Below are 23,569 nucleotides of genomic sequence, written 5' to 3' on the forward strand. Positions count from 1 at the left end.
TCAGGACGGCCCGGCCTGCCCGTCCAGCGCCAGGGCGATCGCCGCGGCGGCCTCCGCCGCGCCGGGGTCGTGCCAGCCCAGCTCGGGCGTGTACCCGCGGACGCGCCTGGCGGGCACCCCGGCGACCACGCTGTGGTCGGGGAACTCGCCGCGCACCACCGCGCCCCCCGCCACCACGCACTGCCGCCCCAGGACCGTGCCCGGCAGGATGATCGCCCCCGTGCCGAGCCACGAGCCCGCGCCGATGGAGACCGGGCTGTTGCGCGGCCACTGGCGGCCGATCGGCGTCTCGGGGTCGTCGTAGACGTGGTTCTGGTCGGTGATGTAGACGTACGGGCCGGTGAAGACGTGGTCGCCGATGTCGATCGACTGGTGGGCCACGATGTGCGAGCCCCTGCCGATCGAGCACGAGCCGCCGATCCGCAGGATCGAGCCGGGGCCGAGCTCCAGGCCGGGCCACATGCCGCAGGAGATCGACACCCGCTCGCCGATCAGCGTGTGCTCGCCGATCTCGATCCAGCGCTCGCCGAAGATCGCCCCCGGCGGGAAGGCGATGCTGACACCCTCGCCGATACGGCGGAAACGGTAACCTGCCGTGGAGTCCGGGGAGATCGCCCCGGCGTGCCGGATCGCCGCGTAGGCACGGTGAATCAGCGCACCCAAGGCCCGCCGTACAAGTGACATAGGGACCAAAGTTACCGCTAGGTCATGCCGTTCGGGCATGTGAGGGGCGTTGTTTGATATCCTGAGAGCCCGTGGACACTTCGGCCACACCACGAGCCACGGGAGCCCCTTTGCGCAGCGCATCGCAAACCAAGCATCTGTTCGTCACCGGCGGTGTCGCCTCCAGTCTTGGCAAGGGGCTCACCGCCTCCAGCCTCGGCCGCCTGCTCAAGGGGCGCGGCCTCCGGGTCACCATGCAGAAGCTCGACCCTTACCTCAACGTCGACCCCGGCACGATGAACCCGTTCCAGCACGGCGAGGTGTTCGTCACCGACGACGGCGCCGAGACCGACCTCGACGTCGGCCACTACGAGCGCTTCCTCGACACCGACCTGCACGGCTCGGCCAACGTCACCACCGGGCAGATCTACTCCAACGTCATCGCCAAGGAGCGGCGGGGCGAATACCTGGGCGACACCGTCCAGGTCATCCCGCACATCACCAACGAGATCAAGGACCGCATCCGCGGCATGGCCGGTCCCGACGTCGACATCGTGATCACCGAGGTCGGCGGCACGGTCGGCGACATCGAGTCGCTGCCGTTCCTGGAGGCCGTCCGCCAGATCAGGCACGAGGTCGGTCGCGACAACGTCTTCTTCCTGCACGTGTCGCTGCTGCCCTACATCGGCCCGTCCGGCGAGCTGAAGACCAAGCCGACCCAGCACAGCGTGGCCGCGCTGCGCAGCATCGGCATCCAGCCCGACGCGATCGTGCTGCGCTCCGACCGGCCCGTCCAGACGGCGATCAAGCGCAAGATCAGCCTCATGTGCGACGTCGACGAGGACGCCGTCGTCTCCGCCGTCGACGCCGCCTCCATCTACGACATCCCCAAGGTGCTGCACGCCGAGGGCCTCGACGCCTATGTCGTGCGCCGCCTCGGACTGCCCTTCCGGGACGTCGACTGGAAGGAATGGGAGCAGCTCCTGCGCCGGGTGCACCGCCCGGCCAAGGAGGTCACGATCGCGCTGGTCGGCAAGTACATCGACCTGCCCGACGCGTACCTGTCGGTCACCGAGGCGCTGCGCGCCGGCGGGTTCGCCAACGACGCGCGGGTCAACATCCGCTGGGTCAAGAGCGACGACTGCGAGACCCCCGAGGGCGCCGAGCGCGAGCTCGACGGCGTCGACGGCGTGCTGATCCCCGGCGGGTTCGGCGTGCGCGGCATCGAGGGCAAGATCGGCGCCATCCGGCACGCCCGCGAGGGCAGGATCCCGCTGCTCGGCATCTGCCTCGGCATGCAGGGCATGGTCATCGAGGCCGCCCGCAACATGGCCGGCATCGAGGACGCCAACTCCGCCGAGTTCGACCCCGACACCAAGCACGCGGTCATCTCCACCATGGCCGACCAGGAGGACGTCGTCGCCGGCGAGCGCGACATGGGCGGCACCATGCGGCTCGGCAGCTACACCGCCAAGCTCGGCGAGGGCACCCTGGCCAGGCAGCTCTACGGCGGCAAGGCCAAGGCCGACGAGCGCCACCGCCACAGGTACGAGGTCAACAACGCCTACCGCGAGCGCCTGGAGAACGTCGGCCTGGTCTTCTCCGGCCTGTCGCCCGACGGCCGCCTGGTGGAGTACACCGAGCTGCCCGCCGACGTGCACCCGTTCTTCATCGGCACGCAGGCGCACCCCGAGTTCCGCTCGCGTCCCACCCGCGCCAACCCGATGTTCAAGGGCCTGATCGGCGCCGCCCTGGCCTACGCCGACAGCCGCGTGAGCACGAAGGTCGGCAAGTGAACGTCACCGGAGCGGCGAGCCTCGGTCCGGAGGCGGTAGCTCGCGTGACCACGGAGGACCGGAAGCGAGTGCGAGCATGATCAGAGACACGCCCGAGGCGTGGGACGTCGTCGCGTCCAAGGAACACTTCCAGGGCTACGTGATCAAGGTCGTCACCGACACGGTCAAGATGCCCCAGGACGAGGTCGCCGACCGCGACTACGTCGTCCACCCGGGCTCGGTCGCCGTGCTCGCGCTCGACGACCGCGACCGCGTCCTGATGATCAGGCAGTACCGCCACCCCACCCGGCAGCTCATGTGGGAGCTGCCGGCCGGCCTCCGCGACGTGGCGGGCGAACCGCTCGCCACCACCGCGGCCCGCGAGCTCGCCGAGGAGTCCGGCTACCGCGCCGACACCTGGCACACCCTGGTCGACCTGCGTTCCTCTCCCGGCATGACCGACGAGCGGATCAGGGTCTTCCTGGCCCGCGGCCTGAGCAGGATCCCCGACGAGGAGAACACCTTCGTCCACCGGCACGAGGAGATCGGCATGCCGGTCGAATGGGTGCCGCTGGCCGACGCGGTCGAGAAGGCGCTCATGGGAATGATCCACAATTCCCCGGCCGTGGCCGGTATCCTCGCCGCATATGCGGCTTCGGTTGAGGGATTCGCCCTGTTGCGCCCCGCCGACGCCCCGGAGGCGTGACGGAAGGACCATGTCGTGGAGGCGGTGCTCTCCAGCTACCTCGCCCATCTGGCGGTGGAGCGGGGCCTGGCTGCCAACACGCTCGCGTCCTACCGCCGTGACCTGCGGCGATACTTCGAACATCTTCAGGCGCGGGGGCGGCTGAAGCTCGACGAGGTGGGGGAGGCCGACGTTCAGGCCTTCCTCGCCGCGCTGCGCGAGGGCGACCGGGAGCATCCCGCCCTCGTGGCCAGCTCGGCCGCCCGGGCCGTGTCGGCCGTACGCGGGCTCCACCGGTTCGCCCTGCGTGAAGGCGTCACGGCCCACGACCCCGCCCACGAGGTACGCCCGCCGCGCCAGCTCCGCAGGCTGCCCAAGGCGATCGCCGTCGACGAGGTCGAACGCCTCATCGCCGCCTCCGGCCCCGACGGCGCCCCGCTCACCCTGCGCAACCGCGCCCTGCTGGAGGTCCTGTACGGCACCGGCGCCCGCATCTCCGAGGCCGTCGGCCTGGCCGTCGACGACCTCGAACCCGACCAGGTGCGACTGCGCGGCAAGGGCGGCCGCACGCGCGTCGTCCCGCTCGGCCGCTACGCGCGCTCGGCCCTCGACGCCTACCTCGTCCGCGCCAGGCCCGGCCTGCTCGCCCACGGACGCGGCACCCCTGCGGTCTTCCTCAACGCCCGCGGCGGCCGCTTGACCAGGCAGGGGGCCTGGGAAGTGCTCCAGGCCGCCGCCGAACGCGCCGGTCTGGCCGGCGTCAGCCCGCACGTCCTGCGCCACTCCTTCGCCACCCACCTGCTCGACGGAGGCGCGGACGTCAGGGTGGTCCAGGAGCTGCTCGGTCACGCCTCGGTCACGACCACGCAGGTCTACACCTTGGTCACGGTCGACAAACTCCGCGAGGTCTACGCCGCGGCGCACCCGCGCGCCCGGCAGTGATCTATAGTCTTTTGCGCGTGCGCGGCGCCCCGGCGTGCCGCCTTGCCGCGTTTAGTGGTGACGCCATAGTGTCCGTCCGGACGGTCCGGTTCGGGATCGTCAGGGAGGTTCGAGCTGGTGACTGTGACGACCAAGGGTTCGACCCAGGGGACCCCCGACAACCCCTGGGGTGACACCAAGACCAACGCGCCTTCCAACGGCGTCAACCTGGGCCCCACCCAGCGCCCGCGACCGGTGTTCCCTGAACCGGTCCCGCCGCAGGTGCACGGGCCGGCGCGAGTGGTCGCGATGGTCAACCAGAAGGGCGGCGTCGGCAAGACGACCACCACCATCAACCTGGGCGCGGCGCTGGTCGAGTGCGGGCTGAAGGTGCTGCTGGTCGACTTCGACCCGCAGGGCGCGCTCTCGGTCGGCCTGGGCATCAACCCGCTCCAGCTCGACCTGACCGTCTACAACCTGCTGATGGACCGCGGGGTCACCGCCGAGGACGTCCTGCTGGAGACCGGCGTCGAGGGCCTCGACCTGCTGCCCAGCAACATCGACCTGTCGGCCGCCGAAGTGCAGCTCGTCACCGAGGTCGCCCGCGAGCAGGTGCTCGGCCGGGTGATCAAGCCGCTGCTGCCGCACTACGACGTCTGCCTCATCGACTGCCAGCCGTCGCTCGGCCTGCTCACCATCAACGCGCTGACCTGCGCCCACGGCGTCATGGTGCCGCTGGAGTGCGAGTTCTTCGCCCTGCGCGGCGTCGCGCTGCTCATGGACACCATCTCCAAGGTCCAGGAGCGTCTCAACGAAGACCTCGAGATCGAGGGCCTGCTCGCCACCATGTACGACGCCCGTACGCTGCACGGCCGCGAGGTGCTGGCCCGCGTGGTGGAGGCGTTCGGCGACAAGGTGTTCCACACGGTGATCAACCGTACGGTCCGCTTCCCCGACGCCACCGTCGCGGGCGAGCCGATCACCACCTTCGACCCGTCGTCCCTCGGCGCCAACGCCTACCGCGAACTGGCCCGCGAGGTGCTCTCGCGTTGGCCGGCGCCTGCGACAATGGCCAGGTGACCGCAGAGCAGACCGAGACCCCCCAAGGCTTCCAGGTTCACCTGGACGTCTTCGAGGGCCCCTTCGACCTGCTCCTCGGCCTGATCGCCAAGCACAAGCTCGACATCACCGAGGTCTCGCTCTCCAAGGTCACCGACGAGTTCATCGCCTACATCCGGTCCAGGGGCCCGGAGTGGGACCTCGACCAGACCAGCCACTTCCTGCTGGTCGCGGCCACGCTGCTCGACCTCAAGGCGGCCCGGCTGCTGCCCTCCGGCGAGGTGGAGGACGAAGAGGACCTTGCGCTCCTGGAGGCCAGAGACCTGCTGTTCGCCCGGCTGCTGCAGTACAAGGCGTACAAGGAGGTCGTGAAGGTCTTCGCGGGGCGGATGGCCGAGGAGGGGCTGCGCTTCCCCCGTACGGTGTCGCTGGAGCCGCAGTTCGCCGACCTCCTGCCCGAGCTCATCCTCGGGATCGGGCCCGAGCAGCTCGCCCGCATCGCGGCCAAGGCGTTCACCCCGAAACTTCCGCCCACGGTCAGCGTCGGCCACATCTACCAGCCTCTGGCCAGCGTCAAGGAGCAGGCGGCCATCCTGGTCATGCACCTGCGCCGGATGCGCCGGGCCACCTTCCGCGCGCTGACGGCCGACTGCGAGGGCACCTTCGAGGTCATCGCCCGCTTCCTGGCCGTGCTGGAGCTGTTCAGGGAGTCGGCGGTGACGTTCGAGCAGGTCGAGGCGCTGGGAGAGCTCCACGTGACCTGGACGGGCGCCGACGACGGCGACGTCGCGGTGGGCGACGACTACGAGGAATCCGCGGAGAAACCATCGAATGACTGACAACCCCAACCCCCTTCCAGGCCCCCGCAAGGCCCCCGATTCCGGGTCGCCGCTGCCCGCCTGGATGACCCTCCCGGGCTCCCTCGTCCAGCCCGCCTCCCCGGAGGAGTCGCCCGCCCTGCCCTCCGGCCCCGACCTCCCGGTCGCGCCGCCGAAGCCCTCGCCGTCGCCCGAGTCGTCCTTCCCGGAGTCGCCTTCCGCCGGCCCCGAGCGGCCCTCGGACACCGCCGCGCCTTCCGAGGCCGCGCCGGTGAGCGTCGCCGACCGGGAGGAGGGCCGGCAGGAAGCCCGGCAGGACGCGCCGGAGGAGGAGGCTCAGGCGGCGGGGCCCGCTCTTGAGGCGGCCCTGGAGGCCATCCTGATGGTCGTCGACGAGCCCGTCGCCGAGATCACGCTGGCCCAGGTGCTGGAGCGCCCCACCCACGAGGTCGCGGCGGCACTCAGAGGGCTGGCGAAGGAATATACCGACGCCGGGCGGGGTTTTGATCTGCGGGAAGTCGCGGGTGGCTGGCGTTTCTACACGCGGGCCGACTGCGCGGCGCTGGTCGAGCGGTTCGTCCGCGACGGCCAGCAGACGCGGCTGACCCAGGCCGCGCTGGAGACCCTCGCGGTCGTGGCCTACCGGCAACCGGTGAGCCGCGCCCGCGTCGCCGCCGTACGCGGCGTCAACAGCGACGGCGTCATGCGGACGCTCGTCGCCAGGGGGCTGGTCGAAGAGGCCGGCACCGACCCGGAGAGCCAGGCAGTGCTCTACCGGACAAGCTCATACTTCCTGGAACGTCTGGGACTGCGGGACCTCAGCGAGCTTCCCGAGCTCGCTCCCTTCCTCCCCGACGACGTGGAGAACCTCGAGGAGACAACAAAGTGATCAACAGGCGCAGCACCCCGTCCGGTGATGGACGCGGTCGTGGACGTACCGGCGGCTCCGGCCGCGGCGGGCGTCCCGCCTTCCGCTCCGACGACAACCGCCGCGACACCTTCGGCGGCGGCTTCGGCGGGGACGACCCCCGCCGCGACTCCCTCCGCGCGGACCGCGGCGGAGCCCGCGCCCGCTACGGCGACCGCGACGACCGCGCCCGCCAGGACTCCGGCCCCCGCGGTGGCGACCGCTCCGGCCGTCCCGCCTCCGGTGGCGACCGCTCCGGGCGTTCCGGCGGCGAGCGTTCCGGCCGGCCCGGCTTCGGCGGTGACCGTTCCGGCCGCCCCGCCTCCGGTGGCGACCGCTTCGGCCGTTCCGGCGGCGACCGCGACGGCTACTCGCGCGGCGACCGCGCGGACCGTCCGGCGCGTGACGACCGCGACGACCGCTACCAGCGCGCCGACCGGCCGGCCGGCGGCGACCGCTTCCGTGACGACCGCGGTGACCGCGGCCCGCGTGGCGACCGTTTCGAGCGTCCCCGTCATGAGGGTGGCGACCGTCCTCGTCGTGAGGGTGGCGACCGGCCGCGTGGCGAGGGCTTCGGCGGGGCTGCCCGGTCCGGCGACCGGGGCAGGTTCGGCGACGACCGGCGCGGCGGCTACGGCGGCGACCGGCGTGGTGAGCGCAGTGGTTACGCCGGTGGCGAGCGCGGCGGGTACTCCGGCGACCGTGGCGGATACTCCGGCGAGCGCGGTGGCCCCTCGGGTGACCGGGGCGGCTTCTCCGGCGGTCGTGGCGGGTCTTCCGCCGGCCGCGGTGGTTACGCGGGCGAGCGGCGCGGTTACGCCGACTCCCGTGGCGGCGCACGTCCCGCACGTGGCGGCGACGGCGAGCGTCAGGAGCGCGGCGGCTTCCGTGCCGACCGCGGCGGGCGCAGGGACGAGGCGCCTCGCTCGGCCGGCGCGGGCAACACCCGTGCCCGGTTCGGCAGGCGCGAGGACAACCCGCGCGGGCAGCAGCCGCGTACCCCGAGGCGCGACGACGTGCAGACGCTCGGCGGCGGACGGCCTGCGGCCGGCTCCCAGAGCCCCCAGGCCAGGCGCGTCAAGGCCGCCCGCCAGCCGCTGCGCGACCGTGCCTTCTACGACGACGACTACACCGACGAGCGCGACACCACCGAGGTCCCCAACGGCGTGCGCCTGCAGAAGGTGCTCGCCCAGGCGGGCGTGGCCAGCAGGCGCGCCTGCGAGGAGATGATCGGCGACGGCCGCGTCACGGTCAACGGCCAGGTCGTCCGCCGGTTCGGCGCCAAGGTCGACCCCGCGACCCAGGTCATCCACGTCGACGGCAAGCGCATCCCGACCGCCCCCGACCTGGTCTACTACGCCCTCAACAAGCCGATCGGCGTCGTGTCCACCATGGACGACCCGCAGGGCCGCCCGTGCCTGGCCGACTACGTCGAGGAGCTGGCGCCGAGGCTGTTCCACGTCGGCCGGCTCGACACCGAGACCGAGGGCCTGCTGCTGCTCACCAACGACGGCGAGCTGGCCAACCGGCTGACGCACCCCAGCTACGGGGTGCAGAAGAAGTACTGGGCCAAGGTGCCGGGGCCGATCCCGCGCGACCTCGGCCGCAGGCTCCGTCAGGGCATCGAGCTGGAGGACGGCATCGCCAAGGCCGACAGCTTCGCCATCGTGCAGGAGCACGGCCAGCAGGCGCTGATCGAGGTGGTGCTGCACGAGGGCCGCAAGCACGTCGTCAGGCGCATGCTGGAGGAGGCCGGTCACCGGGTGATCGACCTGGCCAGGATCGAGTTCGGCCCGGTGAAGCTGGGCCGCACCAAGGCCGGCACGGTCCGCGCGCTGACCTTGAAGGAGGTCGGCGAACTTTACGCGGCCGTGAAGCTGTAATCTGGCCGGAACGCAGGAGCCCGTGCGTATCTCGCACGGGCTCTCCCGCTATGGAGGGGGACAAGGCGCATGGTGCGGGCGATCCGCGGGGCGATCCAGCTGGACGCCGACGACCGTGACTCGATCATCCAGGGGACGACCGAGCTGGTCCAGGCGCTCATGGAGCGCAACAGCCTCACCACGGACGACGTGATCAGCGTGCTGTTCACCGCCACCCCCGACCTGACCGCCGAGTTCCCCGCCCTGGCGGCGCGCAAGCTGGGTTTCCACGACGTCCCGCTGATCTGCTGCACCGAGATCGACGTGCCGGGCGCGCTGCCCCGCGTGGTGCGCCTGATGGCCCATGTGGAGACCGACCGTCCGCGGGCAGAGATGCAGCATGTGTATCTGCGGGGCGCGGTCGCGCTGCGGCAGGACATCGCCCAGTAGGCGCGCCTGCCGCGAGCCGGATCGCCGTGCGGCGTCCGCCTGGCGGAGTCGTACGGCACCTGCCTGGCGGACACGACAGGCAACACTCTCACCAGCCCGATAAATCAGGACATCGATATGGCCTCGGAACTCCGTACCGTGCTCGTCGTCGGCACCGGTCTCATCGGCACCTCGGCGGCCCTGGCGCTGCGCAAGCACGACGTGCGCGTGCTGCTCGCCGACCGTGACGCGGCCGCCGTGCGGCTGGCCAGGGAGCTGGGCGCGGGCGAGGAGTGGGAGCCGGACCGGGCGCCCGCCGGGCAGGTGGACCTGGCGGTCATCGCGGTGCCCCCGGCCCACGTCGCCGACGAGCTGCTGAAGCTGCAGAAGCGCGGCGTGGCCCGGTTCTACACCGACGTCGCCAGCGTCAAGGCCGAGCCCATCAGTCAGGCCGCGCGGCTGGGCTGCGACCTGACGTCCTACGTCGCCTCCCACCCGCTGGCCGGGCGGGAGAAGTCCGGCCCGGGGGCGGCCAGGGCCGACCTGTTCCTCGGCCGGCCGTGGGCGTTGTGCCCGACCGGCGAGGCCGCGGCGGAGGCCAGGGCGGCGGTGCTGAGGCTGATCGAGCTGTGCGGGGCCAACCCCGTCGAGGTGGGCGCCGAGGAGCACGACCGCGCGGTCGCCGTCGTCTCGCACGCCCCCCACGTCGCCGCCTCGGCCGTGGCGGCCCGCCTGGCCGACGCCACCGAGGTCGCGCTCGGCCTGGCCGGGCAGGGGGTGCGCGACGTGACCAGGATCGCGGGCGGCGACCCCGGGCTCTGGCTCGGCATCCTGTCGGGCAACGCGACGCCGGTCGCCGAGGTGCTGGAGGCCGTCTCCCGCGACCTGGCCGAGGCCGCGACCGCGCTGCGCTCCCTGGCCGAGGGCGACGGCACCGCGAGCGGTGAACTGACCCATCTTCTGAAGCGCGGCGTCGCCGGGCACGGGCGCATCCCGGGCAAGCACGGCGGTCCCGCCCCGGCCTATGTGGTCGTCCAGGTGGTCATCGGTGACCGTCCCGGGCAGCTCGCGCGGCTGTTCCAGGTGTGCGACGAGGTCGGGGTCAACGTCGAGGACGTGCGGCTGGAGCACGCGCCGGGGCTGCCCCTGGGCATCGCCGAGCTGTGGGTCCAGCCGGACGCGGCCACGCCGCTCGCCGGAGCCCTGCGCGAACGAGGCTGGCAGGTCCCCTGATCAAGGGACGCTGGGCACGACGGGCCGGCGCCGAGCCCCCTCAGTCGGCGGCCCGTTCCAGCCTGCGCCGGGCGCGTTCCACGGCGACCGGCAGGCCGCGCCGGGCGGCCAGGGCCCTGGGCAGCCGCCGTACGACGGTGCGCAGCCCCCGGCGGCCCGCGGGACCGCCCAGCAGCGCCTGAAGGGACCGTCGGGCCACCACCGGCCACGGACGGCGCAGCACGGCGGTCAGCACGGCGTTGCGCGCCGCCAGCGCCTGCCTGCCGCGCGGGTCGCGGGAGGGTGACGGGTGGTGGTGGGCGACGACGTCCTCCACATAGGCCAGCCCCCAGCCGCGCGCGGCCAGGTCCACGGCCAGCCGTTCCTCCTCGCCGAAGAAGAAGATCACGTCGTCGAAGCCGCCGGCGTCCAGGAACGCCTCCTTGCGCACGACGGCCCCGCAGGCCAGGAAGCCGAGCACGCTGGGTCCGGGCAGGTCGTCCTCGACGCCGAGCGGGGAGTCGCGCATCGCCTCCGAGACGGGGTCCAGCCGCTCCTGCGGCCCGACCAGCACGCGCGCGCCCAGCACCGCCAGGCGGGGATGGGCGTCCAGCACGTCGGCCGCCCGCTCCAGCGCGCCCGGCGCCCACCAGGAGTCGTCGTCGGCGAAGGCGACGTACGGGGTCTCGGCCAGTCGCACGCCGGCGTTGCGCGCCGGCGCGCCGAGGTTGGCCCCCGCCTCGACCACGCGGACGTCGGGGAAGTGCTTGGCGACGAAACCGGCGGTCCCGTCGGTGGAGCCGTTGTCGACGAGGATCACCGGACTCGGGTGGCGGGGCAGCGTGCGGGCCAGCGAGCGGACCCGGTCCCTGGAGGCCACCACGACCGTGACCCGTGCTCGCTTCGTCTCCGTCACGCCGGACCTCTTACCTGGGCGGGCCCGCCTACTCCTCGCGGGAGGCATTGACGGTGGGCCGGGGGAGGCGTACAAAGGACGGTAACAGCGTTACCGACAAGAAACGGTGTTACTCAATGGTGGTCACCGCGTACCGGCAAGCCCAGCAGGAAGGCCAGAGCGTGGTCAGGTCGGCCATCCTCGACGCCGCGAAGAGCCTGCTCGTCGCCGAGGGCCCGGCGGCGCTCACCGTACGGCGCATCTCGGGCCAGGTCGGCTGCTCCACGAAGGTGATCTACACCCTCTTCGGCGGCAAGGACGGCCTCAGCGAGGCGTTGTGGCTGGAGGGCTTCGCCCGGCTGGAGGCGCGGCTGCTGGCCGTCCCCGCCCAGGAGGACCCGCTCCCGGCGCTGCACGCGGGCCTGGCGGCCTACCGCGAGTACGCGCTGGACGAGCCCGACTACTACCGGGTCATGTTCCAGAACGCGATGCACGGCTTCCAGCCCGGTCCCGACGCGGTCACCGCCGGGCGGCGGACGTTCGACATCCTGGTCGAGGCCGTGGCCGCCTGCCTGGAGGCCGGACGGCTGCGCGGGGCCGCCGCCGGCGAGATAGCCGACGTGCTGTGGATGGCGATCCACGGCGCCGTGAGCCTGGAGATCTCCGGCTTCTTCGACAGCGCCGAGGCCGGACAGCGCTTCCTGCTGCTCTGCACCTCCGTGCTCACGCCGTTCCAGACCTGAGAGGAAGCGCACGATGACCACCACCCCCTTCCGCAACGGCTTCGCACCCGCGACGGAGGAGATCACGGCCTTCGACCTGGAGGTCACCGGCCGCATCCCCGCCGAGCTCGACGGTCGCTACCTGCGCAACGGGCCCAACCCGCTCAGCCTCGACGACCCGTCCGCCACCCACCTGTTCATGGGCGAGGGCATGGTGCACGGCGTGCGGCTGCGCGGCGGGCGGGCCGAGTGGTACCGCAACCGGTGGGTGCGCAACGCCGAGGTCGCCCGGCGGCTGGGCGGGACGCCGGCGCCGGGCCCGGTGCACGCGGGCATGGACTTCGCGGCCAACACGCACGTCATCGGCATCGCCGGGCGCACGTTCGCGACCGTGGAGGCGGGCGGGCTGCCGTACGAGCTGAGCTACGAGCTCGACACGGTCGGCGCGTGCGACTTCGTCGGCGGCCTGCCCGGCGGGTACGCCGCCCACACCCACCTCGACCCGGTCACCGGCGAGCTGCACGCCATGGCCTACTTCGCCGGCTGGGACCACCACCAGCACATCGTGATCGACCCCAAGGGCGTGGTGGCCCAGGTCAGGGACGTCCCGGTCGCCGACCGCCCGATGCTGCACGACTTCGCGCTGACCCGCCGATTCGTCGTGATCTACGACCTGCCGGTCACGCTCAGCATGGCCCACGCCGAGCGCGGCGCGCCGCTCCCGTACGCGTGGGACGACGCCCGCCCGGCCCGGCTCGGCCTGCTCTCGCGCGAGACCGGCGACGTGCGCTGGGTGGACATCGACCCGTGCTGGGTCTTCCACACGCTCAACGCCTACGACGACGGCGACGAGGTCGTGGTGGACGTCGTCCGCTACCCCAAGCGGTTCGTGGACGCCCGGCTCGACCTGGGCGGCGCGCCCACGCTCGACCGGTGGCGCGTCGACCCCGCCGCCGGCCGGGTCACCACCACCCGCCTGGACGACCGTCCGCAGGAGTTCCCGCGCATCGACGAGCGCCGCACCGGCAGCCCGTACCGCTACGGCTACACCTCGGCCGCCGCCGACCTGCACGACGTGATCTACCCGGCCGGCGCCGAGCTGGAGGACCTGCCCGACGAGGCGTTCGACAACACGCTCATCAAGCACGACCTGGAGCGCGGCACGCAGGAGTCGCGGCGGTTCGGGCGGGGCGCGTACGTGGGGGAGCCGGTGTTCGTGCCCTCCGGCGCCGCCGAGGACGACGGCTACCTGCTCACCTACGTCAACGACCCGGCCAGGGGAGCGGCCGACCTGGTGATCCTGTCGGCCCAGGACTTCACCGGCGAGCCGGTGGCCACCGTGCACCTGCCCGCCAGGGTCCCGCTCGGCTTCCACGGGAGCTGGATCGCGGACTGACCGGAGGCGGTAGCCTCTTCAGGTTGGGGAAACACACGTGAAGAGGGAGAGGCCGTGTCCGGTCTGGTCGTCGCCATGGACGGTCCTTCGGGGTCGGGCAAGTCGAGCGTGTCGCGCGGGGTCGCCCGTGCGCTGGGCCTGCGTTACCTCGACACCGGGGCCATGTACCGGGCGATGACGTGGTGGATGCTCCGGCAGGGCGTCGACCTGGCCGATCCCGAGGCGATCGCGGCCCGTTGCGGCGAGCCGTCCATCGTCTCCGGCACCGACCCCGAGGGCCCCACGATCCACGTCGACGGCGTCGACGTGGGCGCGCCCATCCGGGGGTCCGACGTGACCGGCGCGGTCTCGGCCGTCGCCGCCGTCCCCGAGGTGCGCAGGCTGCTGGTCGCGCTCCAGCGGGAGATCGCCGGCGCCGGTGACATCGTGGTCGAGGGCCGCGACATCGGCAAGGTCGTCTGCCCCGACGCGCCCGTCAAGGTCTACCTGACGGCCAGCGCCGAGGCCCGTGCCCGCCGCAGGAGCGCGGAGCTGACCGGCTCCACGGTGGAGGCGCAGCAGGCCGCCATGGAACGCCGTGACACCCTGGACTCGACACGTAAGACGGACCCACTCTCGATGGCGGATGGCGCCGTCGAGCTCGACACCACCGCGCTCAACCTCGAAGAGGTCATCGCGGAGGTGCTGAGGCTGGTCAAGGAGCGCACCTGACCTCCAGGTGCGGTACTCACCTAAGGATGAACAATCATGTCAACGGGGGATTGGGTCGAGGCTGACCTCGACGAGCTGGAAGTCACCGAGCACGGCGACACCACGCCTCTGCCGGTCGTCGCCATCGTGGGCCGCCCCAACGTGGGCAAGTCCACGCTGGTCAACCGCATCATCGGCCGCCGCGAGGCGGTCGTCGAAGACGTGCCGGGCGTCACCCGCGACCGCGTCACCTACGACGCCAACTGGCGCGGCCGCCGCTTCACCGTCGTCGACACCGGCGGCTGGGACCCTGACGCCACCGGGATGAACCTGCGCATCGCCGAGCAGGCCCAGGTCGCGGTCGAGCTGGCCGACGTGATCGTGTTCGTGGTCGACGCCACCGTGGGCGCGACCGACGCCGACGAGATCGTGGGCGCGGTGCTGCGCCAGTCGGGCAAGCCGGTGATCCTGGCCGCCAACAAGGTCGACAACCAGCAGCTAGAGCTGGAGGCCGCCGGGCTGTGGGCCCTCGGGCTCGGCGAGCCCTACCCGGTCTCCGCGCTGCACGGCCGCTCCAGCGGCGACCTGCTCGACGTGGTGCTCGACGCGCTGCCCGAGACGCCGCAGCTGACCTTCGGCGTCGAGCGCGGCCCGGCCCGCGTGGCGCTGCTCGGCAAGCCCAACGTGGGCAAGTCCTCGCTGCTCAACAAGCTGGCGGGGGAAGAGCGGGTGCTGGTCGACCCGATGGCGGGCACCACCCGCGACCCGGTCGACGAGCTGATCGAGCTGGGCGGGCGCACCTGGCGTTTCGTCGACACCGCCGGCATCCGGCGGCGCGACCGCGAGCTGCAGGGGGCCGACTTCTACGCGGCCATGCGCACCCGGGCCGCCCTCGACCGCTCGGAGGTGGCGATCGTGCTGATCGACGCCAGCGAGCCGCTCACCGAGCAGGACCTGCGGATCATCGGCCTGGTGATCGAGTCCGGGCGGGCCATGGTGGTGGCGTTCAACAAGTGGGACCTCGTCGACGAGGACCGCCGCTACTACCTGGAGAAGGAGATCGACCGGCAGCTCGTGCGCACCCCGTGGGCGCTGCGGGTGAACATCTCCGCCAAGACCGGCCGCCACATGGACCGGCTGGTGCCCGCGCTGGAGAAGGCGCTCGACTCCTGGTCCACCCGGGTGCCGACGGCGCGGCTCAACGCGTTCCTGACCGAGCTGGTGCACGCGACGCCGCCGCCCGTCCGGGGGGGCAAGCAGCCGAAGATCCTGTTCGCCACGCAGGCGTCCGTCGAGCCGCCGAAGTTCGTGCTGTTCACCTCCGGCTGGCTGGAGGACACCTACCGGCGCTTCATCGAGCGGCGCATCCGCGAGGAGTTCGGGTTCGCCGGGTCGCCGATCGACGTCACGATGAAGATCCGGGAGAAGCGTCCCAAGAAGGACAAGTAACGGCGTTGCCGTATGATCTACGGCAACGCGTGGACGGAGACGAGTAGCCAGCGGGCCGCACGGGCCCAGAGAGCCGCCGGAAGCTGTGAAGGCGGTCCCGTGTTCCGCTGGCGAAGACACTCCTGAGTGCGGGGAGGAAATGCCCCGCCGGCCTGACCCCCGTCATCGGGTCGTGGAGGCCGCCCCTTCGCGGGCGGCGAAAGTGCGGTGGCACCGGGAGCTCCCTTCTCCCCCGCACTCCCAAGGGGTCATGCATTTCCTGCAGAGGAGCTGTAATGATCTCTCGTGTCCTGTCGGCGTCGCTCGCTGAGCACGCCGGCCGACGAGTGACGATCGCCGGCTGGGTCCATCGCCGCCGGCACCTGAAATCCGTCTCCTTCCTGGTCGTACGCGACCGTGCCGGGCTGGCGCAGGTCGTCAGCGCGTCCGGCGAGCTGCCGCCGGAGGAGAGCGTCGTCCGGGTCACCGGCACCGTGACCCCGGCCGGGCAGGCGCCGGGCGGGGTCGAGCTGACCGTGCCGGAGATCGAGGTCCTGTCCGAGCCCGCCCAGGCGCCGCCGTTCGACCTCTACCGGCCGGTCGTGGGCGCGACGCTGCCGACGGTCCTCGACCACGCGCCCGTCGCGCTGCGGCATCCGCTGCTGCGGGCGCCGCTGGAGATCTCGGCGGCGAGCGTGGCCGGGTTCCGCGAGGCGCTGGACGGGCTCGGGTTCACCGAGATCCACACGCCCAAGATCGTGGCCTCGGCCACCGAGTCCGGCGCGAACGTCTTCGGCATCGACTACTTCGGCCGCCGCGCCTACCTCGCGCAGTCGCCGCAGTTCTACAAGCAGACGATGGTCGGGGTGTTCGAGCGGGTCTACGAGGTCGGGCCGGTCTTCCGTGCCGAGCCGCACGACACCGTCCGCCACCTGGCCCAGTACACCAGCCTCGACGCCGAGCTGGGCTTCGTGGCCGACCACCGGGACGTGATGGCGGTGTTGCGGGAGGTCGTCGCGGGCATGGTCGAGTCGGTGCGCCGCCGGGCCGCGTCCGCCGTCGAGGTGGCCGGGGCCGTGCTGCCGGTCGTCCCGGCCGAGATCCCGTCCGTGCACTTCACCGAGGCCCAGCGGCTGACCGGCGAGGACGAGCCCGACCTGTCACCGGCCCAGGAACGGTGGTTGTCGGAGTGGGCGCTGCGCGAGCACGGGTCGGAGTTCCTGTTCGTCACCGGTTACCCGATGTCCAAGCGGCCCTTCTACACCCATCCCGACCCGGCCAGACCGGGCTACTCCAACGGCTTCGACCTGCTGTTCAGGGGCCTGGAGCTGGTGACCGGCGGCCAGCGGCTGCACCGGTACGAGGACTACGTCCAGGCCCTGGACGGGGACGTGGAGCCGTACGAGGGCTACCTCCAGGCGTTCCGGTACGGGATGCCGCCGCACGGCGGGTTCGCGCTCGGCCTGGAACGCTGGACGGCCCGGCTGACCGGCGCCGCCAACATCCGCCAGACCACCGCCTTCCCCCGCGACCTGCACCGCCTGTCACCCTGACCGGCGGCGCCACCTGATCCGCGGTCAATGTTCGGTGTCGGGGGCGGCGTCCGCGAGGGCGGGCGCCGCCTCCGGCAGGGCGCGGCGCGGCATGAGCAGCGCCACGGCTCCCCCCAGCAGGCAGACGAACGCCGTGAGCAGGAACATCTCGGTGTACTCGACGTGCAGGGCGGCGTCGATCTCGGCCAGGTAGTCGGCCAGCCGCCGCTGGTAGGTCTGCGCGTCGACGCCGAACGGCAGCGGCGTGTCCAGGTGGGCGGTCAGCGACTGGAACCGGTGGAACCCCCACGCCGACACGCCCGCCACGCCGACGAGCATGCCCATCATCCTGGCCACCACGACCGCCGCCGAGGCGACGCCGTGCTGGACGGCCGGGCTCACCCGCAGGACCGCCGACGAGACCGGCGCGATCACCAGGCCGAGGCCGAGCCCCGCCACGACCAGGTCGGCGTCCACGGCCAGGCCCGCCCCGGCCAGGTCGAGGGGCCAGCGGCTCATCAGCCAGTATCCGGCCGCCGCGACCAGCAGGCCCGGCACGGCCACCGCGCGTTCGCCCACGCGCCGGGCCAGCACGCCGCCGAGCAGCGCGCCCACGGTCAGCGCGCCGAGGAACCTGGCCAGGACCAGCGCCGCGCCGAGGGCGTCCTGATCCAGCAGCGTCTGCGCGGCGAACTGCACGAACACCATCGTCACCAGCAGCGCCGCGCCCGTCAGGAAGCTCACGGCCAGCGTCGCCAGCAGCGGCGACTTGCGGGCGGCCGACAGGTCGAGCAGCCGGACCGGGGAGCGGATCTCCCACCAGACGAAGACGCCGCCCGCCACCGCGCCGGCCGCGATCAGCGGCGGCCCCCACGGCGGCAGCACGGTCGTGGCCGGATCGGGGTTGTACAGGCCGACGACCAGGAGGGCCAGCGCCAGGGCCAGCAGCGCGCCGCCGACGACGTCGACGCGGGCCGTGCCGGAGGGCGGCCGGGCCGGGACCGTACGCTGCACGGCGACGGCGGCCAGGGCGGCGAGGGGCACGTTGACCCAGAAGATGGCGTGCCAGCCGCCCAGCTCCACGCCCGCCACGGCGACCGGCGGGACCAGCGCCAGCACGCCGCCGTACAGGGGGCCGAGGGCGCTGCCCAGCTCCTGCGCCGCGCCCACCGCGCCGAGCGCGAGCGGCCGGTCGCGCTCCTCCCACAGGTCGCCGATCAGCGCCATCGTGATCGGCAGCAGCGCCCCGCCCGCCACGCCCTGCACCGTACGGCCCGACACCACCATCGCCTCACCGGCCGCCAGCGCGGTCAGCACCGAGCCGAGCGCGAACGCCGCCAGGCAGGCGTGGATCAGCGGACGCCGGCCGTAACGGTCGGAGAGCTGGCCGAGCAGCGGCATCGCGGCGACGTACCCGAGCAGGAACCCGGTGACGACCGGCGTGACGCGTTCCAGGTGGTTCTGTGGCACGCCCACGTCATGGGCGATGTCCATCAGGACCGTCACGACCACGTAGGCGTCGAGCGCGGCCAGCAGCACCACGGCGCCGCCCGCGCCGAGCGCGACCCGGCGGGCGCGGTCGAGGGAGGTCGCCCGGCTCACCGTGCTCACCCGGAGGGGGGCGGCGTGATCGTGACCGGCGCGTCGTAGTCGCTGAACGTCACCGTGACCGTGCCGTTCTGCAGCGGCAGGCTCGCCTTGGTCAGCCTGCTGGTGGCCCGGTCGATCCAGACCTTGCCGTTGACGCCCTGCGTGACGCCCGGGACGATCTGCCCCACGACCTGCCCGGAGAACGTCGTCGCCACCCGGTAGGAGCCGTCCTCCAGCGCCTCCACCTTGGGGTCGGTCGCCGAGGCGAGCAGTTGCGCGATGCCCTTGGCCGGGCTGAGGATCACCGACGGGTCGTAGAACTGGGCGAGCTGCTGCCTGGTCATCGTCTGGAAGCCGCCGGTCGGGCCCTTGAAGTGCACGGTGTCGCCGATCACCGCGAAGGTGATCTCCTGCAGCGTGCCCAGCACCTCCAGCGTGATCGTGCCGTCGGCGTCGCCGCCCGAGGTGAGCCTGCCGTCGGCCTTCTTGAGCGGCACCTGGGGCTTGCCCTCCGTGGCGATCGAGAAGCCGGCCGACTTGACGGCCTTCATGGCCTCCGAGGACTTCTTCATCAGGTCGGGCCCGGCGGGGAGCTCGTCACCCCCGCCGCCACCGGCGGAGCAGGCCGGCATGAGCGCGAGCACGACGACGATCAGCAGCTTTCGGAGCATGAGCGGATCGTAGCGACCGCCCGGGACGCCGGTGAGCCGTCGGCGATATCGGTTGGGTGTCAGCGCAGCTTCTTCAGATGGTCGACGATCGGCCCGAACGCCTGCTCCAGCCCTTCGAGCTGGTCGTCGGTGAGCCGGTCGACGAAATGCTCGCGCACGCTCGCGACGTGGTCGGGCGCCACCCGCTGGATCGTCTCCCAGCCCTCGTCGGTCAGGACGGCGAACGTGCCGCGCCGGTCGTCGCGGCAGTCCTCCCGGGTGACCAGCCCTTTGGCCTCCATGCGGGAGATCTGGTGCGACAACCTGCTGCGCGACTGGATCGTGGCGTCGGCCAGGTCGCTCATCCGCATCCGCCGCTCGGGGCTCTCGGACAGGTTGACCAGGATCTCGTAGTCGTTCAGCGAGAGCTGATGCTCCTGCAGCTCGCGGTCGAGGCGGTGCATGAGCAGCTTGTGCAGCGCGAGATGCGTACGCCAGGCACGCTGTTCGGAGGGGGAAAGCCAGCGGGGCGCGCTCATGATCCCCAATCTAGCGCACGCCCGTGGCGATGCGGCTACCTGCGGGGGGCCGCCGCGCGAGGCCGCCGTAGAGTGACCGGATGGGGCAGAAGTCGGGGGAGAGCCTGGTGACCGTGCTGGTCGCGGGCGCCGCGAACCTGACCATCGCCCTGGCCAAGCTCGTCGCCGGACTGATCGGCGGCTCGGCCGCGATGTTGTCGGAGGCGGCCCACTCGGCCGCCGACACCGTGACCGAGCTGCTGCTGCTGGTCTCCGTCCGCCGCGCGGGCAAACCGCCCGACCGGCGCCATCCCTTCGGCTACGGCAAGGCCGGGTTCTTCTGGGCGATGATGGCGGCCGTCGCGACGCTGGTCGGCGGCGCGGGGTTCTCCGTCACCCACGGGATCCACGAGATCAGCACCGGCGAGAAGCTGGGCAACCTCACGCCGTCCTACGTCGTGCTGGCCGTCTCGTTCGTGATCGAGGGCATCTCGTTCACGAAGGCGTACTCGCAGTTGCGGGCCGAGGCCGGCAGGTACAAGGTCCATCCGGCGCGGTTGGTGCGGATCACGTCCGACACCGCGCTGAAGGCCGTGCTGTTCGAGGACGCCGCCGCGCTGGTGGGCCTGGTGATCGCGGCACTCGGCCTGGTCGGCTCGCAGTGGTCGGGCTCGGCCCTGTGGGACGGCGCCGCCTCGGTCGCCATCGGCCTGCTCCTGCTGGTCGTGGCGCTCATCCTGATCCAGTCGAACCTGTCGCTGCTCATCGGCCAGGCCGCCCCCAGGCAGATCGAGGTCGGCATCCGCGCGGTGCTGCTGGCCCAGCCCGAGGTGGAGGACGTGGTCGAGCTGCTGACGATGATGATCGGGCCGGGCTCCATCATGGTCGCCGCCAAGATCGACTTCCGGGACGACGCCAGCGCGGCGGGCGTGGAGATCGCCTGCGACGAGGTCGACCGGCGGCTGCGCGACCGCTTCCCGGGCGTCGACCTGGTCTTCCTCGACCCCACCCCCACCCGCCGCCAGCCCTAGAGCAGCGGGACGGGCACCCGTCCGGCGGGCGCGTCGGTGATCACGGCGACCCTGATGTCCGGATCGGCGCGCCATTCGAGCAGGTGGCGGCCCGGCGGGTCGCTCTCGGTGGTGCGCAGCTCGTCCAGGGTGAGCTCGCCGCGCTTGATCAGGGCTTCCTTGCGGGTCCAGTGGCGGATCAGGTCGTCGTTGCCGGTCACCAGGGCGCGTTCGGCGGGCGTGAGCGCGTGGTCGGCCAGGCCCTCGTTCAGCGGGCCCGGCGGCACGTGCTCGGCGTCCACGCCGACCCGGCCGGGGCCGGCCGCCGCGGCCACGTAGCCGCGGGTGTGGCTGAAGCTCACTCCCAGCTCGGGAGCCTCGCGCAGGGACGGCCTGCCGTGGCCGGGGCCGTGCACGTCGCAGTGTTGCAGCAGGGTCAGCCCATCCGGCGGCAGGTCGAGCACGGCCGCGGCGCACAGGCGTACGAGCAGGTGGGCCGCGACGAAACAGGCGCGGTCGGCCGGGAAGACGAACCGGTCGGCGCGCTCGCGCTCCGCCTCGGTCAGCCACGTCTCGGGGGCCCGCACCTCCTCGGGGCGGCCGCCCATCGCCAGGGGGACGATCGTCAGTCCTTCTTCCTCGCCGCGGGCCCGTACCGGTCCTGCGTGGCCGCGCCGAGCACGGTCACGTCCTGGACCTTCCAGGCGCCCTTCTGCTTCACAAGCGTGATCTTAAGGTGCGAATCGCGCGCCGTGCGAATCGCCCGCGCGGTGTTCACCTGCTGGTCCACGACGACGATGGCGTGCGCGGTGTGCTCGTCCACGTCGGCCAGGTACACCTGGCGCACCCTGGCCTGGGAGACGGCCCTGAGCTCGACGATCACCTGGGACATCGCGCCGCCGAACGCCGCGTCGTAGGTGGCCTGGAAGTCGCCCGTGGCCTGGGCGGACAGGGTCGAGCGGGTGCTGGCGAGGTCTTTGTAGTCGTAGCTGAGCAGGGCCCGGCCGAAGGCGCTCGCGGCGCCGGAGACGTCCAGGCGCCGGGCGCGCTCGCCCTCCAGGCGGGCCAGCGCGTCGCGGGCCCGGCCGGCGTCGATCAACGGCGGCGCCGCCGTGGCCGCGACCGCCGCCAGCGTCGCCGCCAGCGCCCCGAGCAGCCGCGCCCGCGTGACGCAGGCGGACGGGCCCACCCGCATGCGTGTACGCGCCATGGCCACCTGCTTCGCCGGGGTTTTCAGCAAAGGGTACGAGACCCGGGTCACCCCTTGTCAGGCATCCACGAGAAGTGCCCGGTTCGTCACGAACGGACGACGTTCATCCAGGACTCGATCTCGTCCGGATGGCGGGGGAGCGCCTTCGACATCAGGGTGGCGCCCTCGGCGGTGATCACGAGGTCGTCCTCGATGCGGATGCCCATGCCGCGCAGCTCGGCGGGCAGCGTCAGGTCGTCGGGCTGGAAGTACAGGCCGGGCTCGACCGTCAGGACGTTCCCCTCCTCCAGCACGCCGTCGAGGTAGACCTCGGTGCGAGACCTGGCGCAGTCGTGCACGTCGAGGCCGAGCATGTGGCCGCTGCTGCACAGCGTGTAGCGCCGGTACAGGCCGGACTCCATGAGCGCGTCGGGGGAGTCCTTCAGCAGGCCCCAGCCGTGCAGGCCCTCGCAGATGGCGCGCATGGCGGCCAGGTGGAAGTCGCGGAAGCTCGCGCCGGGCTTGAGCGCCGCGATGCCGGCGTCCTGCGCGGCCAGGACCAGCTCGTACGCCTGCCGCTGCGCCGGCGTGAACCGGCCCGACAGCGGGAACGTGCGGGTCACGTCGGCGGTGTACAGGGTGTCGGTCTCGACGCCGGCGTCCAGCAGGAGCAGGTCGCCCTCGGTCAGCGCGCCGTCGTTGCGGATCCAGTGCAGCACGCAGGCGTGGGCGCCGGAGGCCACGATGCTGTCGTAGCCGACCGCGTTGCCCTCCAGGCGCGAGCGCAGACCGAACACGCCCTCCAGGTAACGCTCGCCGCGCGGGTGGCCGATGGCCGCGGGAAGGGCGCGGACGACGTCCTCGAAGCCGCGCACGGTGGCGTCCACGGCCGACTGGAGCTCGCCGACCTCCCACTCGTCCTTGATCAGCCGCATCTCCGACAGGAACACCTCCAGCTCGGTGTCACGCCCGCCGGCCGGCGCCAGGGCGTCCACGGAGGCGTCGACGCCGCGCAGCACGCGGGCCGGGCCCTCCAACCGCAGGTCGCGGATGTGCGCGCACTCGATCTGATACAGCTCGGACGCCTCGGCCAGGTCGGGCCTGCGGCCCACCCAGAACTCGCCGTAGCGGCGGTCGCGGTAGAACTCCTCGCCCTCCTCGCGCGGCGAGCGCGGGCGCACGTACAGGACGGCCTGCCCGGACGGCTCGACCACGAGCACGTCGCCGGGCTCGCCCGCGCCCGTCAGGTAGGAGTACGCGCTGTGCGGCCGGAACCGGTAGTCGCTGTCGTTGCTGCGCACCTTGAGCGTGCCCGCCGGGACGACCAGGCGCTCACCGGGGAAACGCGCGGCCAGCGCCGCCCTGCGCCGGGCCGCCCAGGGGGCGATCGGCAGCGCGGCCACGCCGGTACGCCGCGTGTCGGCCCAGCCGGTACGCATGAACGCGGCCAGCTCCGGGGTGATGGGGAGGTCGTGGCTTCCGGTGTTGAGCTGCTCGGTCATGGTGCCTTCCACGTCGTCGGAGATGCGGCAAGTCAGCCTACGTGACCGCTTGACGGGGTCCCCACTCGGTTGTTTGCCTGGAGGACCGGGCATAAGCCGGGCCCCGGCCGGGGAGA

The 23,569-nt window shown here is 72.4% G+C and carries 23 protein-coding genes; 15 read left to right on the top strand and 8 right to left on the bottom strand.

All coding sequences use genetic code 11. The features are described from left to right. Entirely contained in the window at nt 1-663 is a 663-nt protein-coding gene (locus ABZ815_RS32090; protein WP_357704517.1) for a DapH/DapD/GlmU-related protein, read from the bottom strand. A gap of 131 nt (nt 664-794) precedes the next feature. On the opposite strand from ABZ815_RS32090, the gene ABZ815_RS32095 reads away from it, so the two are divergent. The 9 genes from ABZ815_RS32095 (at nt 795) to ABZ815_RS32135 (ending at nt 10,352) form a co-directional block, all read left to right on the top strand. Further along, nucleotides 795-2,459 (top strand): CTP synthase, encoded by a 1,665-nt coding sequence (locus tag ABZ815_RS32095; protein ID WP_357704519.1) that lies wholly within the window; start codon nt 795-797, stop codon nt 2,457-2,459. Between the two features lie 76 nt (nt 2,460-2,535). Beyond that, entirely contained in the window at nt 2,536-3,144 is a 609-nt protein-coding gene (locus tag ABZ815_RS32100) for an NUDIX hydrolase (RefSeq protein WP_357704521.1), read from the top strand. A gap of 15 nt (nt 3,145-3,159) precedes the next feature. Then, nucleotides 3,160-4,065 carry a site-specific tyrosine recombinase XerD gene (locus tag ABZ815_RS32105; RefSeq protein ID WP_357704523.1) on the top strand — a complete coding sequence of 302 codons (906 nt, stop codon included), beginning with the start codon at nt 3,160-3,162 and terminating at the stop codon, nt 4,063-4,065. 117 nt (nt 4,066-4,182) lie between these two features. Further along, nucleotides 4,183-5,124, top strand: a complete 942-nt coding sequence (locus ABZ815_RS32110) for a ParA family protein (protein ID WP_125630250.1) — start codon at nt 4,183-4,185, stop codon at nt 5,122-5,124. Then, nucleotides 5,121-5,942 (top strand): segregation/condensation protein A, encoded by an 822-nt coding sequence (locus ABZ815_RS32115; protein WP_357704526.1) that lies wholly within the window; start codon nt 5,121-5,123, stop codon nt 5,940-5,942. Before ABZ815_RS32110 ends, ABZ815_RS32115 begins: the two co-directional genes overlap by 4 nt. Before the next feature lie 346 nt (nt 5,943-6,288). Beyond that, nucleotides 6,289-6,810: an SMC-Scp complex subunit ScpB gene (gene scpB / locus ABZ815_RS32120; protein ID WP_357704631.1), complete on the top strand. Its 522-nt coding sequence runs from the start codon at nt 6,289-6,291 to the stop codon at nt 6,808-6,810. Then, the gene (locus ABZ815_RS32125) at nt 6,807-8,711 is read left to right on the top strand and encodes a pseudouridine synthase (RefSeq protein ID WP_357704528.1); all 1,905 of its coding nucleotides are present in this window, start codon (nt 6,807-6,809) and stop codon (nt 8,709-8,711) included. Before scpB ends, ABZ815_RS32125 begins: the two co-directional genes overlap by 4 nt. Nucleotides 8,712-8,780: 69 nt before the next feature. Further along, nucleotides 8,781-9,140: a chorismate mutase gene (gene aroH, locus ABZ815_RS32130; RefSeq protein ID WP_357704530.1), complete on the top strand. Its 360-nt coding sequence runs from the start codon at nt 8,781-8,783 to the stop codon at nt 9,138-9,140. A gap of 117 nt (nt 9,141-9,257) precedes the next feature. Then, nucleotides 9,258-10,352, top strand: coding sequence for a prephenate dehydrogenase (locus tag ABZ815_RS32135; protein WP_357704532.1), 1,095 nt, complete (start codon nt 9,258-9,260; stop codon nt 10,350-10,352). 40 nt (nt 10,353-10,392) lie between these two features. Here ABZ815_RS32135 and ABZ815_RS32140 read toward each other — a convergent pair whose 3' ends face one another. Continuing rightward, on the bottom strand, nt 10,393-11,247 hold the full coding sequence (locus tag ABZ815_RS32140; RefSeq protein WP_357704534.1) for a glycosyltransferase: 855 nt from the start codon (nt 11,245-11,247) through the stop codon (nt 10,393-10,395). A 116-nt stretch (nt 11,248-11,363) separates the two neighbouring features. On the opposite strand from ABZ815_RS32140, the gene ABZ815_RS32145 reads away from it, so the two are divergent. The 5 genes from ABZ815_RS32145 to aspS all read left to right on the top strand — a co-directional run bounded on the left by ABZ815_RS32145 (nt 11,364) and on the right by aspS (nt 17,015). Further along, nucleotides 11,364-11,969 (top strand): TetR/AcrR family transcriptional regulator, encoded by a 606-nt coding sequence (locus tag ABZ815_RS32145; protein ID WP_357704536.1) that lies wholly within the window; start codon nt 11,364-11,366, stop codon nt 11,967-11,969. Between the two features lie 13 nt (nt 11,970-11,982). Continuing rightward, nucleotides 11,983-13,344 (top strand): carotenoid oxygenase family protein, encoded by a 1,362-nt coding sequence (locus ABZ815_RS32150; RefSeq protein ID WP_357704538.1) that lies wholly within the window; start codon nt 11,983-11,985, stop codon nt 13,342-13,344. Between the two features lie 54 nt (nt 13,345-13,398). After that, nucleotides 13,399-14,055 carry a (d)CMP kinase gene (cmk, locus tag ABZ815_RS32155; RefSeq protein WP_357704540.1) on the top strand — a complete coding sequence of 219 codons (657 nt, stop codon included), beginning with the start codon at nt 13,399-13,401 and terminating at the stop codon, nt 14,053-14,055. A gap of 36 nt (nt 14,056-14,091) precedes the next feature. Beyond that, a complete protein-coding gene (gene der / locus ABZ815_RS32160; protein WP_357704542.1) occupies nt 14,092-15,483 on the top strand; it encodes a ribosome biogenesis GTPase Der in 1,392 nt (463 codons plus the stop codon). 275 nt (nt 15,484-15,758) lie between these two features. Continuing rightward, a complete protein-coding gene (gene aspS / locus ABZ815_RS32165; RefSeq protein ID WP_357704544.1) occupies nt 15,759-17,015 on the top strand; it encodes an aspartate--tRNA(Asn) ligase in 1,257 nt (418 codons plus the stop codon). A 24-nt stretch (nt 17,016-17,039) separates the two neighbouring features. Here aspS and ABZ815_RS32170 read toward each other — a convergent pair whose 3' ends face one another. From ABZ815_RS32170 to ABZ815_RS32180, 3 genes are read right to left on the bottom strand one after another with little or no spacing between them, the layout of a single operon-like run. After that, entirely contained in the window at nt 17,040-18,596 is a 1,557-nt protein-coding gene (locus tag ABZ815_RS32170; protein ID WP_357704546.1) for an MFS transporter, read from the bottom strand. 5 nt (nt 18,597-18,601) lie between these two features. After that, a complete protein-coding gene (locus tag ABZ815_RS32175) occupies nt 18,602-19,255 on the bottom strand; it encodes an LppX_LprAFG lipoprotein (protein WP_357704547.1) in 654 nt (217 codons plus the stop codon). A gap of 59 nt (nt 19,256-19,314) precedes the next feature. Further along, nucleotides 19,315-19,773, bottom strand: coding sequence for a MarR family transcriptional regulator (locus ABZ815_RS32180; protein WP_357704549.1), 459 nt, complete (start codon nt 19,771-19,773; stop codon nt 19,315-19,317). Nucleotides 19,774-19,853: 80 nt separating this feature from the next. Between ABZ815_RS32180 and ABZ815_RS32185 the strand changes: the two genes are divergently transcribed. Beyond that, entirely contained in the window at nt 19,854-20,783 is a 930-nt protein-coding gene (locus ABZ815_RS32185; protein ID WP_357704551.1) for a cation diffusion facilitator family transporter, read from the top strand. Here the strand turns inward: ABZ815_RS32185 and ABZ815_RS32190 are convergent. The 3 genes from ABZ815_RS32190 to ABZ815_RS32200 form a co-directional block, all read right to left on the bottom strand. Then, nucleotides 20,780-21,370: a 4'-phosphopantetheinyl transferase superfamily protein gene (locus ABZ815_RS32190; RefSeq protein WP_357704553.1), complete on the bottom strand. Its 591-nt coding sequence runs from the start codon at nt 21,368-21,370 to the stop codon at nt 20,780-20,782. The two genes, ABZ815_RS32185 and ABZ815_RS32190, sit on opposite strands and share 4 nt — an antisense overlap. A 17-nt stretch (nt 21,371-21,387) precedes the next feature. Continuing rightward, the gene (locus ABZ815_RS32195) at nt 21,388-21,972 is read right to left on the bottom strand and encodes a hypothetical protein (protein ID WP_357704555.1); all 585 of its coding nucleotides are present in this window, start codon (nt 21,970-21,972) and stop codon (nt 21,388-21,390) included. 86 nt (nt 21,973-22,058) lie between these two features. Then, nucleotides 22,059-23,453, bottom strand: a complete 1,395-nt coding sequence (locus ABZ815_RS32200; RefSeq protein WP_357704557.1) for an aminopeptidase P family protein — start codon at nt 23,451-23,453, stop codon at nt 22,059-22,061. Between the last annotated feature and the right edge of the window lie 116 nt (nt 23,454-23,569).

The organism is Nonomuraea sp. NPDC047529, from assembly GCF_040642995.1.
Classification (GTDB): Bacteria; Actinomycetota; Actinomycetes; order Streptosporangiales; family Streptosporangiaceae; genus Nonomuraea.